The sequence below is a fragment of the Amycolatopsis sp. NPDC114503 genome (genome assembly GCF_055633655.1).
Genome location: NZ_JBVKDT010000003.1, coordinates 63,092 through 80,122 on the forward strand (window position 1 = coordinate 63,092; position 17,031 = coordinate 80,122).

The following is a 17,031-nucleotide window of genomic DNA, read 5'->3' on the forward strand; positions in this document are numbered from 1 at the left end:
AAATTGTCGGTGGCGCGGTTTACCGTGCGGAGGGTGTCGGCGGAACTGGTTCGCCGGCGGGCACGAGAAGGGAGTGCGCGGTGACCGGGGAGCACGACGCGGTCGAAGCCGCTGTCGCGCAGGCGTTCCGCGACGAGTGGGGCTCCGTCGTGGCCACGCTCATCCGCGTCACCGGCGACTGGGACCTTGCCGAGGAATGCGCGCAGGACGCATTCGCGCTCGCCGTGCGGACCTGGCCGCGCGACGGCGTTCCCGACCGCCCCGGAGCATGGCTCACCACCGCCGCGCGCAACCGCGCGGTCGACCGGCTCCGGCGGGCGGCGGCAGGCGCGGAAAAACTCCGTGAGGCGGCGAGCCTGGCCTTCCCGGACGAACCAGCCGCTGTCCACAGTGGAATCGGCGGAACCGGTGGATTCCAAGACGACCGGCTCCGGCTCATATTCACCTGCTGTCACCCCGCGCTCGCGTTCGAGGCGCAGGTCGCGCTCGCGCTGCGCACGCTCGTCGGGCTCAGCACCGCGGAGATCGCGCGCGCGTTCCTGGTGTCCGAATCGACGATGTCGCAGCGTCTCGTCCGGGTGAAACGCAAGATCCGCGCCGCCGGGATCCCGTACCGGGTGCCGCCCGCGCACCTGCTGCCCGAGCGCACCGCCGCGGTGCTCGGCGTGCTGTACCTGTTGTTCAACGAGGGCTACTCGGCCAGCGAAGGCGACGATCTCCAGCGGCCCGACCTGGCCGGCGAAGCCATCCGGCTGGCCCGGCTGCTGTGCACCCTGATGCCGGACGAACCCGAGGCCACCGGCCTGCTCGCCCTCCTCCTGCTGCACCACGCCCGCCGCAGCACGCGAAACCGGCCCGACGGCGAACTGATCCCGCTCGACGAACAAGACCGAAGCCGGTGGGACGCCGCGGCCATCACCGAGGGAACCGCGCTGCTCGAAGGAGCGCTGCGCCGCCGGAGCCCCGGGCCGTACCAGGTGCAGGCCGCGATCGCCGCGTGTCATGCCGCCGCCGCGCGCGCCGAAGACACCGACTGGGCGCAGATCGCCGGGCTCTATCACGAGCTGCGGCGGTTCCGTCCGGGTCCGGTGGTCGAGCTGAACCGCGCGGTCGCGGTCGGGATGGCCGTCGGACCGGAGGCCGGGCTCGCCCTCGCCGACCGGCTGAGCGAAGAGCTGGCGGGCTACCACCTGCTGCCCGCCACCCGCGCGGACTTCCTCCGCCGCCTCGGCCGCACCGAAGAAGCCCAAGTCGCCTACGCCGAAGCGCTCGCGCTGGCCCGCACCGGAGCCGAACGCAGCTACCTCCGGAGACGACTTTCGGAAATTTCTTCGCCGGAGGTGTCTGTCTCGGTCTCTTCCGTTCGTCGGGAGGGCAAACAGCCTCCGGAAGGACAGCCATGATCACCAAAACCCTTCGCGTGCCCGGCGCGGAGCTCCACTACGACGTCGCGGGCTCCGGACCGCTGCTGCTCCTCGTGCCCGGCGGACCCGCGGACGCCACCGCGTTCACCGCGCTGCGCCCCTTCCTCGCCGACCGCTACACCGTCGTCACGTTCGACCCGCGCGGCATTTCGCGCAGCCGCACCACCGAACTCGACGACGACCTCGTCGGCCAACACGCCGAGGACGTGCAGCGGCTGCTCACCGAACTCGACGGCGGGCCAGTCTCGGTGCTGGCCAACAGCGGCGGCGCGATCACCATGCTCGAACACGTGACCCGCTACCCCGGCGCGGTGCGGACGCTCGTCGCGCACGAACCGCCGGTCAGCCGCTACCTCGGCGAACTGCTGGCCGATTTCCCGGACATCCCGGCGATCTACCGGGAGCAGGGCGTCGACGCGGCCGTGGGGGCGTTCATGGCCGCCAGCGGATTCGAGATCCCTCCGCCGCCCGAGCACCCCACCGCCGCGGAAATCGAGCAGGGCAAACAGATGCGCGGCAACTTCGAGGTGTTCTTCGGCAAGCTGATGGGCGCCATCGGAGCCTGGGAACCCGATCTCGAAGCGCTCGCCGCCGCGGACACCCGGATCGTCGTCGCGGTGGGCGACGCGATCGGCACCCCGGCCTACGAAGCAGGCGTCGGGCTGGCCCGCGCGCTCGGCGGCGAGCCCGTCCGGTTCCCGGGAGACCACGCCGGCTTCGCTGGTGAACCCGAGGCATTCGCCGCCCGCCTCGCCGGAACTCTCAACGAGGAGAACACATGCGCTACCTCCTGATGATCGCCGGGTCCGAAGAACCCACCGAGGAACAGCTCGCGATCGGCTGCGGCGGCTGGTCCGAGGACCTGGCGGAACGCGGCGTCCTGGTCGGCGGCGGAGGACTGCACCCGCCCGCGACGGCCACCACGGTGCGCGTGCGCGACGGCGAGGTCCTGCTCAGCGACGGGCCGTTCGCCGAAACCAAGGACCAGATCGGCGGCTACGCCGTGCTCGAATGCGCCGACCTCGACGAGGCCGTCGAGCACGCGTCCCGGCATCCGGCCGCCGCATACGGAACGATCGAAGTACGCCCGCTCCTCGGCTGAGGCGCGCGCCCCCGAACCGAAAGGAACCCTCATGCCCTCCATCGTGGAGAGAAACGAACAGCGCTACGTCGGCTACCGAGCGACAGTCGGATTCGACGGCATGCCCGAGGTCGCGCACCGGATCGCCGCGATCATCGGCGCGCTCGCCGAACGCGGTCTCGAACCCGCCTGCGCGCCGTTCTTCCGTTACCTGGTGCTCGGAACGGACATGGAGACCGTCACCGTCGAGGCCGGCGTCCCGGTCAAGGACGCCCTCGACCTCGGCGACGAGTACTTCAACGACGTTCTGCCCGCCGGGAAATACGCCCAGGCCACCCACCACGGCCCGCCGGGCGGCCTCTTCGCGGCCACCGCGGACCTGCTCGCCTGGGGCGAGAAGGAGGACGTGCGCTGGGACCGCACCGTCGAGGCCGACGGCGAGCACTGGACCGCCCGGCTCGAGATCTACCGCACCAACCCGCAGATCGAGCCGGACCCGAACAACTGGGACACCGACCTCTGCTTCCGGCTCGCGGACTGACCGGCCGGTGGCCCGGAGTCACGCGCTCCGGGTCACCAAAGCGCCGACGAGACACCCGAACCCGGCCGCCGACGCCACCGTCCGCACCGTGTTCCACCGCACCCACGGCTCCTCGAACCGGGCCCGCAGCGCGGCGAAGTCGACCGTGTCGACGGCGAGGGCGTTGTTCATCGGCACGTTGATCGCGCCGGTCACGATCACCATCGCCACCAGAAGCACCGCGCCCGCGATGAGCCACGGCAGCCCGCCTCGCGAGCCGCTCGTGAAGTGCAGGACCACGGCCGCGACCGCGAGCAGCGGCGCGCCCAGGAACGACAGCATGAACCAGCCGTTCACGATGGCGTCGTTGATCCGGCGCATCGCGGTCACGAACGTGTGGTCGTCGGCATGGGCGAGGCCTGGCATCACCGACACCGTGTACGCGTAGAACAACCCCGCGATCAGCCCCGCCGCGACCACTGCCGCCACGAGAACCGCCTTCGAAACGATCACCATCGTCTTGCCTTCCGTTTTGTCCCCCAGTACGCCCCCAGTCAATCCAAAGATCGCGAGACGATCCATCGGTTATCCGCTCGGAACCATGCGCGATCGTCTCAGCGGGAGACTTCCATGCAGCACACCCTTCCGAACGGCGTCACGCTCGGCGCCGAGCACTTCGGCGACCCGGCCGCGCCGCTGGTCCTGCTCGCCGGAGGTCCCACGATGCTGTCGTGGCCAGACGCTCTGTGCGAGGCACTCGCCCGCGGCGGACGGCACGTCGTTCGCTACGACCTCCGCGACGCGGGCACCTCGACCACTCTCGATCCGAACGCCCCGGCCTACACGCTGCGCGACCTCGCCGCCGACGCCGCCGCGCTCGCCCGGGAACTCGACGACCGGCCCGCGCACCTGGCCGGGATCGGGGTCAGCGGGATGGTCGCCCAAGTCGCCGCCCTCGACCACCCGTCCGCTTTCTCCGCCCTCACGCTGTACGGAACGCGCCCTGTCGCGCCGGGCCCCGTCGATCCCGACCTGCCCGATCACGACGCGAAGACCATGCACGAAGTCTTCGCGCTGCCAATGCCCGACTGGTCAGACCGCGCCGCCGTCGCCGAACGCGCCGCCGCCAGCGCCGAGATCCTCGGCAACGACCCCAGCGCGGCGCGAACCGCCGCAGAACGCGTTTTCGACCGCGCGGCCAGCACGGAGCCGGTGGTGCAGCTGGCGAATCAGCTGGGCATGGTGTTCTCCAAGCTCGACTGCACGCCGCGTTGGCGCGAACGACTGCCGGAACTCGCGATCCCGACGGTCGTGCTGCACAGCCGGAGGGACGCGTTCTTCCCGGTCGGCAACGGGGAAGCCCTCGCCCGCGAGATCCCCGGCGCGCGGCTGGTCGTCGTGGAGGATGCCGCGAGCGCGATTCCGGACGCTGCCGCCGAGGAGATCGCCGAAGCGATGCTCGCCGCCTGAACGTCCGCCGGACGGGTGCGGCCCGACGGCAACCAGCGCGACCGAGACCGGAGCGATGCCGGTCGGGCTCGGAATTGGCAGCTTGCCCTGGAACGCTGAGCCAGCGTGCGGGCTGACGATTGCGCTGCCGGACAACGGCGATAGGGAGCCGCGGCCCGGAAAGTGGCGACAGGCCCCGGCGAGGAGGTGGGCAGCGGGAGCCTTGCTTCCGCAGCGCGCCGCGGTCTGAATGCGCCGCGGTTTCGACCAGCGCGGGTGCCCGACGCGGAATGGCCAACTGCCCAGGGGGATTCGTGCTTCCGCCGCGTTGCCACCCGCCGCCCCGCGATCCCGGCCAGCGCGGCAACCCGAACCGGCCGGATTTCCCTTGCCGCAGCGCTATTCTCAGCGGCGTGGACCCGCTCACCGCGTTGCTCGAAGGACCCCGCGCGCACGGCGCGTTCCTGCTCCGGTCCGTCCTGCGCCCGCCGTGGTCCCTGCGGATCGAGGACGAAGCGCCGCTGACCGTGCTCGCCGTGGTCCGCGGCGACGCCTGGCTGGTGCCCGACAACGCCGAAGCCGTGCGCCTGGACACCGGCGACGTGGCCGTCGTCCGGGGACCCGAGCCGTACCTCGTCGCCGACGATCCGGGGACGCCTCCGCAAGCGGTGATCCGTCCGGGACAGGAGTGCGTCACCCCGGACGGCGGGCATCTCACCGACCTGACCGAATTCGGCGTCCGCACCTGGGGCGCCGACGCGGACGGTCCGACGGTGCTGCTCACCGGGACCTACCCGACCGTCGGAGAGGTCTCGCGCCGGCTGCTCGCGGCGGTGCCGAACGTCGTCACCGCACGCGCCGGAACCAGCCCGGATCCGCTCGTCTCGATGCTCGCCGACGAGATCGAGCGCGACGTCCCCGGGCAGGAAGCGGTCCTCGACCGGCTGCTGGACCTCCTGCTCGTGCGCGTCCTGCGGGAATGGCTCGACCGCCCGGCCGCGCCCGCCTGGTACCGCGCGCACGGCGACCCGGTGGCCGGGCACGCCCTGCGTCTCCTGCAGGACCAGCCCGAGCACCCCTGGACCGTCGCCGGCCTGGCGAGCGCGACCGGCGTTTCCCGCGCCGCGCTCGCCAGGCGGTTCACCGACGCCGTCGGCGAGCCCCCGATGACCTACCTCGCCACCTGGCGGCTCGCCCTCGCCGCCGATCTCCTGCGGCAGCAACCCGACGCGACGCTCACCGCGATCGCCCGGCAGGTCGGCTACCGCAGCCCCTTCACGCTGAGCACCGCGTTCAAACGGGAGTACGGCCGCAGTCCGCAGCACTACCGCCTGCGCGAACCCGCCTGAGCACATACTCCGGGACACGTGCCGACGGGGAGTCACCGCTGCGGACGCGATCGAAACCAGTCCCCGCACACCGACGCGCACCCGCGAAGGTGAACGAGTCGGCCCGGCAATCGCCGGAAAGGCGACGTGCCCATGCCCGGTGCCACTCGGCTAACTCAGTCCTCCTCCCCGAACATCCGGGCGAACAAGCTCCGCACCTTCTCCGCCGCGCCGTCGGACAGGAACAGCTCCAGGTTGTCCGCCGACATCTGCGCCGCCGGTTCGGCACGCTCGAACATCGCCTGCTCGAACTTCCGCACGTCACCGCCTTGAGCGAGAACCAGGGCAAGCTCGGCGCCGTCGCGCATCGCGAGGTTCGCGCCCTGTCCGGCGAACGGCGACATCAGATGCGCCGCGTCGCCGACCAGCGTCACGCCCGGCGTGGGGTCCCACCGCAACCCGACCGGCAGCGCGTTCAGCGGATACACCAGCATCGGCCCGGACGTCGCGTCCAGCAGCGCCAGGAACTCCTCGGGCCACCCGGCGTACAGCTCCTTGAGCGCTACGCGGGCGCGATCCGGGTCGTCGAACGGAATCCCCGAGGTCTCCGGCCAGTTCTCGGCGCATCGCCGGGCCAGGTGGACTCGGATCGTGCCGTCTCCGTTGCGCTGCGCGGAAAGCGTCTGGTGATCCCCGAGCGAGGAGAAGCTCCCTCGTCCGACGAGCGCCGAAGCGGCCGGGTGCGCTCGGTCCGCGTCGTGGATGACCAGTTCCACCCCGTGCACGCCGCAGTACGCCGGTACCGCGTCGGTGAGCAGCGGGCGGATTCTCGACCGGGCGCCGTCCGCGCCGATGAGGAAATCGCACTCCAGGGTTTCGCCGCCGGAAAGATGGACGCGGTGGCGTCCGTCGCCGAGCGGCTCCGCGCGAGTCACTGCGTGTCCCCAGTGGACAGTGTCCTCCGGAAGCGCGTCGAGCAGCAGTTTCCGCAGAGCCGGCCGGTCCGCCTCGGGACGGCCCCAGCGCGCGTCTCCCTCGTCCGGGGTGATTTCCTGCCGCAGCAAGGTTCCCGCGGAGTCGTAGAGGACCATGTCCTGGCCCTCGGGACGGGCGATCGCGCGGTAACCGGCCTCCAGGCCGGCCTCGCGCAGCGCCCATTGGCCCCCGTCGACCGTCAGATCCAGCGTGCCGCCCTGCACTCGGGCTTCCGGGCCGGCGTCGCGTTCGCAGACCACGGCGTCGACGCCGTGCGCCCGCAGCACCCGCGCACAGGTGAGCCCGCCGAGCCCGCCCCCAGCTATGACGATTCGCATGATGACTTCCCCTCGATACACTGTATTGACGAGATACACCGTATCGGAACCGCCCCGGTACTGTCACCCGAAAAAGGAGCGAGCATGGACGAACTGGTGTGGGAACGGCCCGAACCGCCGGCGCGCGCGGCGCCGACGCCACTGAGCCGCGCCCGCATCGTCGAGACCGCCTGCGCGCTCGCCGACGAAGGCGGGCTCGAAGCGGTGTCGCTGCGCAAAGTCGCGGCCGCGCTCGGCTCGGGGCCGATGCGGCTGTACGGCTATCTCGACACCAAAGAAGAACTGCTCGACCTGATGACCGACGCCGTCTACGGCGAGATCCCGCTGCCGGACCCGGAAACCGAAGGGCCCGCCGCCCTCCGCGCGCTCGCCCACGGCTGCCGCGCGGCGGTCCAGCGGCACGAATGGTTCGCGGACCTGATCGGCGGACGGCCCGGGCTCGGCCCGAACGCGCTCGCCTACCTGGAGGCGTCGCTCGCCGCGGCGGCCGGTCCGGGGCCGATCGAGGACGCCATGATCACGGTCTTCACCGTGCACTCCTACGTCACCGGCGCCGTGCGCAGCGAGATCCGCGAGCGGCGGCTCATCAGCGACACCGGTCTCGACGAGGAAAGCTGGCAGCGCGCCGCCGCGCCGTACCTGCAGCGGATGTTCGACTCCGGCCGCTACCCCACTCTCCTCCGCACCGCACGCGACGCCGTCCACCCCGACGGCGACGCGGTCTTCTCCGCCGGCCTCGACCGGGTGCTCTCCGGACTCTCCCTGAGCTAGTTACCGCTTAAGCGGCAAGATGGGCGCATGAACACCGCCGCGCTGGGGCCGACGACCCGCGTCATGCACGCGATGGAACAGCTGTGGGCCGAAATCCGGCGGCGGCACGCGGACGTTCCCGAAGCGATCCTCGTGCTGGCGTCGGGAACGATGGGCACCACCACCGAGATCCACGGCCACTTCGCGCGGTCCCGCTGGCACGTCGGCGACGGCGTCGAACCGCGCGCCGAGTTCTTCCTCGGCGCGGAAGGCCTCCGGCGCGGCGCGGCCGAGGTCCTCTCCACCACGCTCCACGAGGCCGCGCACGGACTCGCCGCCACCCGCGACATCGTCGACGTCAGCGACGGCCGCTACCACAACAAACGCTTCGCCGCGCTCGCCGCCGAACTCGGCCTGCGCGCCGAACAGGCGGACCGCATCGGCTGGTCCGCGACCACCGCGCTGCCGGCGACTCTCGAGGCGTATCAAGGAGAACTCTCCCGTCTCGAAGAAGCGCTGACTGTGTGGCGGCACACCGAACAGGAGGTCGCGCGTCGCGCCGTGGCGGCCCCGCCGGACGATCCCGAAGGTCCGGACGAGGTGGCCGAACCACTCGCGCCGCCGGTGGTGATCGCCCCGGTCGACGGCCGCGGCGCGCACCGCGGCGGGCCGAACTACGTCGCGGCGATCTGCCGCTGCGAACCGCCGCGCCGGATCCGCGCGGCCCGCTCGATCCTGGAGCTGGGGCCGATCACCTGCACGGTGTGCTCCGAACCGTTCATCGAGGCTTGACCGCTGCCGCGACAACCCTTAGTGCTTGCACTTTGCTATCACTTCGGGCTACCGTCGCGCATCACGAGCGGAGGGGGTCGTCATGCTGAGACAGGCAGCGGAGGGCGTGCTGGTCCATCAGAGCGAGGTGCTCGAGAACAACGCGGTCGTCGTGCGGGGCCGGGATGGGGTGCTGCTCATTGATCCCGGGCTCACGAACGACGAACTGACCTGTCTCGCCGGAGATCTGCGCGAACTCGGTCAGCCGGTAGCGGCAGGCTTCGCGACGCACCCGGATTGGGACCACGCGCTCTGGCACGCCGAATTCGGCGACGCGCCGCGCTACGGCACCGCCCGGTGCGCGGCCTACCTGCGCGATCTGCTGGCGAAAGCGGACTGGAAAACCCTTCTCGCCGAAGGATTGCCGCCGGAAATCGCCGACGACGTGCCGCTGGACCTGTTCGGCCGCGTCACCGGTCTGCCCGCCGGAACCGCGTATCTCCCCTGGGACGGCCCGCGGGCCTGGATCATCGAACATCCGGCTCACGCCCCGGGCCACGCGGCTCTGCTGATCGAGGAACGCGGAGTTCTTGTTGCCGGGGACATGCTTTCCGACGTCCTGGTCCCGATGTTCGACGACACCGCCGACCCGATCGAGGACTACCTCGCCGGATTGCGGGCGCTCGAAGCCGTGGCGGACGACGTCGACGTTCTCGTCCCCGGGCACGGATCCGTCGGCGGATCCGATCAGGTGCGCGCGCGAATCGACCTGGACCGCGCGTACGTGGAGGCCTTGCGCGACGGCCGCGAACCCGTCGACCCGCGGATCGGCCCGTCGGCCAAGCCCGGCTGGGAGTGGGTCGCCGATCTGCACCGAGGGCAAGCCCGGAAGATCGCCGGGATCAGCGGCTGAGCCAGCCTCGGTGCAGCGCCGGAGCCAGTTCGTGCGCGGCGGAATCCCGGATGGCGTTCTCGTCGTGGAGGTATCCCTCCGTGGTCGACAGCGCGGCGTGCCCGAGGTCGCGCTGCACCTGCCGCGGCGGGACCCCTCGCTCGATCGCGTGCGTCGCGTAGGAGTGACGCGCCGAATGCGGGTGGATGGTGTCGCACAACGGCTGCAGGTGGGTCGCGACGAACCGGGCCTCGGCGGTGTCGAGCAATTCCTTCAGCCGAGCGGTCTTGGGCGGCTGGCAGAACGTCGCGCATAACCGGCGCAGCAACGCCGTCACGTGCGAAACGTGCACGCGCGCGCCGGTGCTGGTGACGAACAACGGCTCCGCCCGCTTCGCGCCGACTTGCCCGCGCAGTGCCGGGACCTGCGGCGTGATCCGGTCCGAGAGATAAGCGTCGAGCGCGTCCGCCACCGGCGCGGCCAGCGCGACCTCGCGGTCCTTGGACCCCTTGCCGTGCACGCGAAGCACGCCGATGCCGCCCGCGGTCGGCCGCCGGTAGTCGCCCAGATCGACGCCGACGAGTTCCTCTGCGCGCACCCCGGTGCCGATCAGGATCTCGACCATCGCCCGGTCGCGCAGGCCGTTGCGGCTGTGGTCGACCAGCAGCCAGGCGGCGAGCAGCAACGCCCGGCACGCGTCGAAGGACCAGCGCGCGGTCTGGGACGGGACGCCGGAAGGACGGTTGAGATGCTGCGCGCGCCGGTCCACCAGCGCTGCGGGATTGTGTCCGGCCAAGCCTTCCCGCAGCAGGTACTTGCGGTAGAACGCGGACACCGCCGACAGCATCCGGCCGCGCGTCGCGTCGCGGTACCCGGCCCGCGCCAGCTCGTCCAGCCACTGCTCGACGTGCTCCACCCGGACGTCGGCGAACGAGGTGAACCCGTTGCGCAGACACCACGGCAGCCACGCGAGCGCCTCCGGATCGGTCCGCCGCGCCCGGCCTCGGCGGCGGCTCGGGTCCGGCGGCTGGTAGCCGGGCACCCAGTCGAGCGGGATGCCGAGATCGGTCGCGTACGCGACGCGGGTGTTGACCGACGCGTACACGCGCAGGAACTCCGCGAACCGCTCGTGCGCGTCCTTGCCCGCTCCCCCGGCATCGGTGAGCGCGAGGGTCATGCGCGCCCGCCCGGATACAGTGCGGCGACCCCGGCGAGCACGAGATCGATCCCGGCGAGGAACTGCTCGCGGTCGTCGTGCTCGCTCATCTGGCCCGCCATCGCCCGGGTGGTCTCGTACTCCTCCGGATCCAGCGCCTCCCACGCTTCCGCCGTGGCGGCCAGGAATTCGGCCCGGTCCGCCTCCGGCTCGGCGACCTGGCTGTTCGCCGCGTTCTGCCCGGCCGCGCCCAGGACGTAGTGCATCAGCACCGACGTCGCGGTGAACCAGTGCTCCTCGGGCACGCCCAGCGCGCGGACCCGGCGGCCGAGGCTTTCGAGGATCCGCGGCGTGACCGGCCCCCCGGGACTGCGGGACAACTGGAGCAGAAGCTGCGCGGCGAGCCACGGATGCGCGTCGATCGCGGAGAACAGCCCGAGCGCGACCGCGTGCACTTCCTCGCGCGGCGATCCGGCCGACTCCGCCGCCAGTGCGTCCGCCACCACCGCGTCGGTGGCGGCGACCAGCAGTTCGCCCTTGTTCGCGACGTGCCAGTAGATCGCCCCGGGACCGGTCGCGAGCCGCTCGGTGAGCACCCGGAAGGTCAAGCCGCTCTCGCCGGCCGCGTCCAGCAGTTCCACCGCCGCCGCGACGATGCGCTCCCGAGAGAGCGCCTCCGTGCGCCGCTGTGCCCGGCGCGTCCCCGTAGCCATGGGTCCATCTTGACACATCTGGAGCGCCGTTCCAATATGGAATGGCGTACCAGAACCTCTCTCCCGAAGGAGCCGTGTCATGAACACACCCGTCACGATCGTCGGCGCCGGGCTCGGCGGTCTCACGCTCGCCCGCGTCCTGCACGTCCACGGAATCCCCGCCGCGGTCTACGAAGCCGAGCCGTCCCCGGCTTCGCGCGCCCAGGGCGGCCTGCTCGACATCCACGACTACAACGGTCAGCTCGCCGTCGAAGCCGCCGGGCTGACCGCCGAATTCCGCAGCCTCATCCTGGAAGGGAGACAAGAACTGCGGCTGCTGGCCCGGGACGGGACAGTGCTGTTCAAACAACCCGACGACGGCACCGGCGGCCGTCCCGAAGTCCATCGCGGCGAGCTTCGGCAACTGCTGATCGACTCGCTGCCGGAGGGCACTGTCCACTGGGGACACAAGGTCAGCGGCGTGCGCGCTTTGGCGCAGGGGTACGAGGTCGCGTTCGCCGACGGAAGCACGGTCACCACGAACCTGCTGGTCGGCGCGGACGGCGCCTGGTCGAAGGTGCGGCCGCTGTTGACCTCGGCGAAGCCCGAGTACACCGGCACGGCCTCGGTCGAGACCTTCGTCCACGACTCCGACCGCCGGTTCCCCGCCACGGCCGAAGCGGTCGGCGGCGGGATGCTGCTGGCGCTGGCGCCGGGCCACGGCATCACCGCACACCGCGAGCGAGACGGAATCCTGCACGCCTACGTCGGGCTGGTCCGGTCGCTGGAGTGGTTCGACGGCATCGATTTCGCTGACGCGTCCGCCGCCACCGCCTGGATCGCGGCGGAGTTCGAGGGCTGGTCGACGGCGCTGACCACGCTGATCACCGAAAGCAACACCGCGCCGGTCCTGCGGCCGCACTACGGCCTGCCGATCGGCCAGCGGTGGGAGCGGGTGCCCGGCGTGACCCTGATCGGCGACGCCGCGCACCTCGCCCCGCCGAACGGAGAAGGCGCGAACCTGGCCATGCTCGACGGTGCCGAACTCGGGATCGCGCTCGCCGCCCACCCCGGCGACGTCGAGGCCGCGCTCGCCGAGTACGAACAGGCGATGTTCCCGCGCGGCGAGGAAACCGCCGCCGAGGGCGCGCACCTGCAACGGCAGATGTTCGGCCCCGACGCACCGCACGGCCTGCTCGCCGAGTTCGTCGCCGGAACGTAAGGCCTTCCGGTCGGCTCCTTGGGGGAACCCGATTCCCTCAAGGAGCCGAAGCCGCCGTCAGGCCACTGCTTCCCGCAGCGACGCGGACAGCGCGCGGGCCTCGTGCTCGGTCATCCGGCCGGTTTCGTACGGCACGCCGTTGACCCACCGTTGCGTCAGCCGGGCGATCCGCTCGCCGTAGCGCTGGGCGGTGATCCGGTCGCCGGGCGAACCGGCGTCCTCCGGGCCGAGGTCGGCGTGGCTCTGGCTCATCAGCCCCAGCCACGAGCCGAGCCGGTTGACGTCGTCGCGGGTCCCGCCGCTCCAGTTGTTGCCCGGCATGTCGCCTACGCCGATCCACTGCATGCCCAGCTGCGCCGCGAACACCGACAACTGCTGCAGCACCGTCAGCTTGTCGCCGCTCTGCGACGCGGACATGGTGAACCCGCCCGCCAGCTTGTCCTTCCACGCCTGCGTCGTGAACGGCGTGAACGCGGCCTCCATGAACGCCTTGAACACCGCCGACACGCTGCCCATCAGCGTCGGGCAGCCCAGGACGATCGCGTCGGAACGGTCCAGCAGCGCCATGACCTCGCGGTCGTGCCAGCGGCCCGCGTTGACGTCCTCGGCCCGGATGTCGACGAGGTGCACCTGCACGCCCGGCACCTGCCGCGCTCCTTCGGCGAGGTGCTCGGCCACAAGGCGGGTGTGCCCGTGCACCGAATGGCAGACGACGGTCGCAGTGACGTTGGGTGCGCCGTCAACGGCATTGGCTGTCATGCGAAAACTTCTTCCGTTCGTGGGGAAAGCCCCGGCTTGCTTCCCATCTCATCCCGATCGCCGGGCGCCATCAACGCCGTTCTCCGGCACCCAGCGATCGGTGAGACCGATCGATCGGGCTAGCCTGATCCGGTGGACAGGATCGAGCTGGAAGCGTTCGTCACGGTCGCGGAGGAGCTCCACTTCGGCCGCGCCGCCGAACGCCTGCACCGCGGACAGCCGACCGTGAGCGACGCCGTCCGCCGTCTCGAGAAAACCTTGGGCGGCAAGCTCTTCCACCGAACCAGCCGCCGCGTCTCGCTGACCGACCTCGGCGAAGCGCTCCTGCCCGACGCGCACGCCACCCTCGCCCAGCTGCGCCGATTCCAGCAACGCGGCCGTTCTCTGGCCGGCGGCGACCGGGCGCGCACCACGCTCGTCGTCGCCCACGCCGAGTACACCGCGCACCAGGTCCTGATGCGCTGTCTGCCGCAGCTGCGCGAGCGGTTCCCGGACGTCGCCATCGTGCCGGAACCGATGCCGACCACCGCTCAGCTCGCCGCCCTGCGCGCGGAAACCGTCGGGCTCGGCATCGGCTGGGCGACCGGCGGGATCGACGGCGTGCGGGCGAGGGTGCTGTCCGCCGAACGGTTCGTCGCGCTCGTGCCCGCGGCGCATCCCCTTGCCGGGCATGTCGAACTGAGCGCGGCCGAGCTGTCGTCGACCGCGTTGCTGACCTGGCCGCATCAGATCAACAGCGGGCTGTGCGACCGGCTGCTGTCCGCGTTCCGGATCAGCGGTGCGGACCTGCGGATCATCCGGACGGCCGACAGCGTGCAGGCGATCGCCGCCCACGTCGCGGCCGGAACGGGCATCGGGATCACCGTCGGATCGGCACTGGACCACCAGCCGCCGGGGCTGCGGATCATCCCGCTGACCGGTCCTTCGACGACCGCCGACCAGGTGGTCCTCCTGCCCGAGAATCCGTCCGAAGTCGCACTCTCGCTGCGGGATCTGCTGCTGCGGGCTTCGTCGGCGGATTAGGGACACGCGCCGGACAGGATCCGGCCGTGCAGCTCCACCAACCGCGCGCCGGGGTCGACGCCCAGCTCGGTGCGGAGGCGGCGGCTCAACCCGGCGTACCGGCGAAGCGCGTCCGCCTGGCGGCCGTGCCGGCACAGCACCGTCATCAGCTGCGCGGCGATCCGTTCGTCCAGCGGATGCTCGGCGGCGTAGTCGTTCAGCGGGCCGAGCAGTTCCGAGGACTTGCCCTCCCGCAGGCAGATGTCGAACAGGTCCAGCTCCGCCCCGAGACGTTCGCCGGCGAACCGGGCGCGCAGATCGACCAGCCACGCGGCGTCGACGTCGACGAACGGAACGCCCCGGCACAACGACAACGCCGATTCGTAGGACTGTTTCGCCCGCCGCCGGTCGCCGCCGGACTTCCGCGCCCGGGACACCAGCCCGCGGAACCGGCACAGGTCGATGTCGTCCTCGTCGACGATCAGCACGTATCCGCGGTGCCCGCGCGTCAGAACCAGCCGATCGCTGTGCCGGACCACCCCGCGAAGCCGGGAAACGTAGCTGTAGAGCGCGTTGTGCACCCGCGCCGGCGGAGAGCCGTTCCAGACCCGGCTGATCAGCTCGCCGGCCGAGATCTGGACGTTCGGCTGGATGAGGAGCGCCGCGAGGAGCCGGCGCTGCCGCGGCGGGCCCAGCGCGAGAATCCTTTCGCCGACCCGTATTTCGACCTCTCCGAGAACCCTCACCTCGGTGCCGCTCACGGAACCTCCCTGGGTTGTTTCCGGGATACCAGTCCCGCCGCGGCGGTTTCAAGGTCGCGGCAAGGTTTCGACAAGGTGCCCCGGCCACGATGGGCCACGGCCCGGGCAGCGTCGCCCCGCATCGGGGACGCGCCCGCCGGCTTTCGCCCGCCCCGGCGCGGTTTCTCGCTGCTGCGAACGGAAATCGGGAGGTGAAAGCCCATGCTGTACCGCCACTGACCCGGCAAGCGCATCGCGGGCGCGGCGTGGCCGGGAAGGCCGCGACGCGCCCGCTCCGACCCGACCGCGGCGTGCTCGCCGGGGAAACCGGAGGACGTCTTGGCCTCGCACGACGACCCGTACTACGAGCCGCTCGACCCGCGCGTGCTCGCCGATCCGCACCCGTATTACCGCAGGCTGCGCGAGGCGCATCCGGTGTACTGGCACGGAATGCTGGACTCCTGGGTCGTCACCGAACACGCCGCCGGACGCCAGGTGCTCGCCGACACCGCCCGCTACGCCTCGGACTTCCGCCGGGGCGGGATCGACGTTCCCGCCCCGGCGGTGAACCTGCAACAGCTCGACCCGCCGGAGCACACCGGAATCCGCCGCCTGCTGGTCTGCGCGCTGCACCAAGTGCCGCAACGCACGATGGCCGAGCACCTCCGCACGACCATGACCTCCCGGCTGCTCGCGCTCGCCGACGCCTGCCCGGCCGACCTGGTGTGGGGCTTCGCCCGCCCGGTCGCGCTCGACACGATCAGCCGCTATCTCGGCGTGCAACCGCCGGACGGCGAGGAGTTCGAGCGTTACTCCAACGCCATCGTGCGCAGCATGGATGCCGGTCTGGACCCGTCCCGCGCCGAGGCGGGCGACCACGCCCGGGCGGCGCTGAGCGAACTCGTCGCAGGCTGGCTGGCCGACGACAATCAGGCCGGTTTCGTCGCCGCCGCCCGCCGCGCGCGGTACACCCGCCCCGGCATCTCCGCGGACCTGCTGGCGAACTCGCTCCGCGCGGTTCTCCACGCCGGTTACGAGTCGTCCAGCCGTCTGCTCGGGGCGGCTTTGCTGCGCCTGGCGCGCCGTCCGGGCCTGCTGGATCTGTTGTCCGCTTTGGACGGTGCGGACGACCTCGCCGACGAACTCGTCCGCCTCGACGGTTCCGTGCAAGCCGACGGCCGGATCTGCGTCGCCGACGGCGAACTGGGCGGCCAGCGCATCCGGCGCGGCGACGTCGTGATCGTGCTGCTCGCCGCCGCGAACCGCGATCCCGCCGTGTTCGCCTGCCCGGACGAGGTGAATCCGCGTCCCCGGCGCGGCCTGCACCTCGGATTCGGCCGCGGCGCGCACTCCTGCCTCGGCGCCGCGCTGGTCAACCTGCAGCTGCGCACGCTCTTCGACTGCTTGCGGGACAACGGGATCACGCTGACGCTGGCAGGCTGTCCGGACTGGGAGGACACCGCGACCCTGCGCGGGCTGACTTCGCTGCCGGTCCAGGTGTCGATTCGGCGGAAGACCTCGCTGCACTGGCGGTAGGCGGCCGGAGCGGGTGTCCTGTCTCGTTCTATCTGATCCCAACTTCCCTCTTCTGAGATGGGGGATTCAGTTTGGATGAGACGGCCCTGAACTAGCGGTCTCATCCAAACCGAATCCGGCGGAACCGAGTCCGGATCACCCAGCGGTGCCCTGCTGACCACGTCGAAGAAAGACGTGCAGAATCTCCTGCTCTCCCGGATCGACAATGCGCAGGAACGAGGCAAGCGCTTCAGCGGCCGGCACGCCGCTCGGCGACGGCGGCCAGGTGCCATTCGGTGGCCATCGCTGCCCCACTTCCTCGGTTGTCAGATAACACGCACGAAGGGGGGTGACGCCGCCGAAGACGTCGTCCCAGGAGCAACCCGCCGGCTCGCCAGATAATACGTCATTATCTGA

General features: G+C 71.3%; 18 protein-coding genes. 12 read left to right on the top strand and 6 right to left on the bottom strand.

Annotated elements, in window-relative coordinates; translation table 11 throughout:
* The first annotated feature begins 80 nt into the window (after positions 1-80).
* From ACZ7OI_RS12965 to ACZ7OI_RS12980, 4 genes are read left to right on the top strand one after another with little or no spacing between them, the layout of a single operon-like run.
* Positions 81-1,403 carry an RNA polymerase sigma factor gene (locus ACZ7OI_RS12965; RefSeq protein WP_470264380.1) on the top strand — a complete coding sequence of 441 codons (1,323 nt, stop codon included), beginning with the start codon at positions 81-83 and terminating at the stop codon, positions 1,401-1,403.
* Positions 1,400-2,218, top strand: a complete 819-nt coding sequence (locus ACZ7OI_RS12970; RefSeq protein WP_470264381.1) for an alpha/beta fold hydrolase — start codon at positions 1,400-1,402, stop codon at positions 2,216-2,218. The genes ACZ7OI_RS12965 and ACZ7OI_RS12970 overlap by 4 nt, the downstream gene beginning before the upstream one ends.
* Positions 2,203-2,526, top strand: coding sequence for a YciI family protein (locus ACZ7OI_RS12975; protein ID WP_470264382.1), 324 nt, complete (start codon positions 2,203-2,205; stop codon positions 2,524-2,526). Before ACZ7OI_RS12970 ends, ACZ7OI_RS12975 begins: the two co-directional genes overlap by 16 nt.
* A gap of 31 nt (positions 2,527-2,557) precedes the next feature.
* On the top strand, positions 2,558-3,046 hold the full coding sequence (locus ACZ7OI_RS12980; protein ID WP_470264383.1) for a GyrI-like domain-containing protein: 489 nt from the start codon (positions 2,558-2,560) through the stop codon (positions 3,044-3,046).
* A gap of 18 nt (positions 3,047-3,064) precedes the next feature.
* Here the strand turns inward: ACZ7OI_RS12980 and ACZ7OI_RS12985 are convergent, their stop codons facing one another.
* On the bottom strand, positions 3,065-3,541 hold the full coding sequence (locus tag ACZ7OI_RS12985) for an anthrone oxygenase family protein (protein WP_470265169.1): 477 nt from the start codon (positions 3,539-3,541) through the stop codon (positions 3,065-3,067).
* 114 nt (positions 3,542-3,655) lie between these two features.
* On the opposite strand from ACZ7OI_RS12985, the gene ACZ7OI_RS12990 reads away from it, so the two are divergent.
* Both ACZ7OI_RS12990 and ACZ7OI_RS12995 read left to right on the top strand, forming a co-directional pair.
* Positions 3,656-4,495 carry an alpha/beta fold hydrolase gene (locus ACZ7OI_RS12990; protein ID WP_470264384.1) on the top strand — a complete coding sequence of 280 codons (840 nt, stop codon included), beginning with the start codon at positions 3,656-3,658 and terminating at the stop codon, positions 4,493-4,495.
* A gap of 392 nt (positions 4,496-4,887) precedes the next feature.
* Positions 4,888-5,823, top strand: a complete 936-nt coding sequence (locus tag ACZ7OI_RS12995) for an AraC family transcriptional regulator (RefSeq protein ID WP_470264385.1) — start codon at positions 4,888-4,890, stop codon at positions 5,821-5,823.
* 155 nt (positions 5,824-5,978) lie between these two features.
* Here the strand turns inward: ACZ7OI_RS12995 and ACZ7OI_RS13000 are convergent, their stop codons facing one another.
* Positions 5,979-7,115 carry an FAD-dependent oxidoreductase gene (locus ACZ7OI_RS13000; RefSeq protein ID WP_470264386.1) on the bottom strand — a complete coding sequence of 379 codons (1,137 nt, stop codon included), beginning with the start codon at positions 7,113-7,115 and terminating at the stop codon, positions 5,979-5,981.
* Positions 7,116-7,199: 84 nt separating this feature from the next.
* On the opposite strand from ACZ7OI_RS13000, the gene ACZ7OI_RS13005 reads away from it, so the two are divergent.
* The 3 genes from ACZ7OI_RS13005 to ACZ7OI_RS13015 all read left to right on the top strand — a co-directional run bounded on the left by ACZ7OI_RS13005 (position 7,200) and on the right by ACZ7OI_RS13015 (position 9,549).
* Positions 7,200-7,886: a TetR/AcrR family transcriptional regulator gene (locus ACZ7OI_RS13005; protein WP_470264387.1), complete on the top strand. Its 687-nt coding sequence runs from the start codon at positions 7,200-7,202 to the stop codon at positions 7,884-7,886.
* A 27-nt stretch (positions 7,887-7,913) separates the two neighbouring features.
* Positions 7,914-8,657, top strand: a complete 744-nt coding sequence (locus ACZ7OI_RS13010; protein ID WP_470264388.1) for a hypothetical protein — start codon at positions 7,914-7,916, stop codon at positions 8,655-8,657.
* A gap of 82 nt (positions 8,658-8,739) precedes the next feature.
* On the top strand, positions 8,740-9,549 hold the full coding sequence (locus tag ACZ7OI_RS13015; protein ID WP_470264389.1) for an MBL fold metallo-hydrolase: 810 nt from the start codon (positions 8,740-8,742) through the stop codon (positions 9,547-9,549).
* Here ACZ7OI_RS13015 and ACZ7OI_RS13020 read toward each other — a convergent pair.
* Complete coding sequence (locus ACZ7OI_RS13020) at positions 9,539-10,705, bottom strand: tyrosine-type recombinase/integrase (protein WP_470264390.1); 1,167 nt, start codon at positions 10,703-10,705, stop codon at positions 9,539-9,541. The two genes, ACZ7OI_RS13015 and ACZ7OI_RS13020, sit on opposite strands and share 11 nt — an antisense overlap.
* Complete coding sequence (locus ACZ7OI_RS13025; RefSeq protein WP_470264391.1) at positions 10,702-11,397, bottom strand: TetR/AcrR family transcriptional regulator; 696 nt, start codon at positions 11,395-11,397, stop codon at positions 10,702-10,704. The genes ACZ7OI_RS13020 and ACZ7OI_RS13025 overlap by 4 nt, the downstream gene beginning before the upstream one ends.
* A 79-nt stretch (positions 11,398-11,476) precedes the next feature.
* Between ACZ7OI_RS13025 and ACZ7OI_RS13030 the strand changes: the two genes are divergently transcribed.
* Entirely contained in the window at positions 11,477-12,598 is a 1,122-nt protein-coding gene (locus tag ACZ7OI_RS13030) for an FAD-dependent oxidoreductase (RefSeq protein WP_470264392.1), read from the top strand.
* Positions 12,599-12,655: 57 nt separating this feature from the next.
* Here ACZ7OI_RS13030 and ACZ7OI_RS13035 read toward each other — a convergent pair whose 3' ends face one another.
* Positions 12,656-13,357, bottom strand: a complete 702-nt coding sequence (locus ACZ7OI_RS13035; protein ID WP_470264393.1) for a flavodoxin family protein — start codon at positions 13,355-13,357, stop codon at positions 12,656-12,658.
* Between the two features lie 132 nt (positions 13,358-13,489).
* Here ACZ7OI_RS13035 and ACZ7OI_RS13040 point away from each other — a divergent pair, with 132 nt between their 5' ends.
* Positions 13,490-14,380 (top strand): LysR family transcriptional regulator, encoded by an 891-nt coding sequence (locus ACZ7OI_RS13040; RefSeq protein ID WP_470264394.1) that lies wholly within the window; start codon positions 13,490-13,492, stop codon positions 14,378-14,380.
* Here the strand turns inward: ACZ7OI_RS13040 and ACZ7OI_RS13045 are convergent.
* The gene (locus tag ACZ7OI_RS13045; protein ID WP_470264395.1) at positions 14,377-15,120 is read right to left on the bottom strand and encodes an AfsR/SARP family transcriptional regulator; all 744 of its coding nucleotides are present in this window, start codon (positions 15,118-15,120) and stop codon (positions 14,377-14,379) included. The two genes, ACZ7OI_RS13040 and ACZ7OI_RS13045, sit on opposite strands and share 4 nt — an antisense overlap.
* A 318-nt stretch (positions 15,121-15,438) precedes the next feature.
* On the opposite strand from ACZ7OI_RS13045, the gene ACZ7OI_RS13050 reads away from it, so the two are divergent.
* Positions 15,439-16,635, top strand: a complete 1,197-nt coding sequence (locus ACZ7OI_RS13050) for a cytochrome P450 (RefSeq protein ID WP_470264396.1) — start codon at positions 15,439-15,441, stop codon at positions 16,633-16,635.
* Positions 16,636-17,031 lie beyond the last annotated feature (396 nt).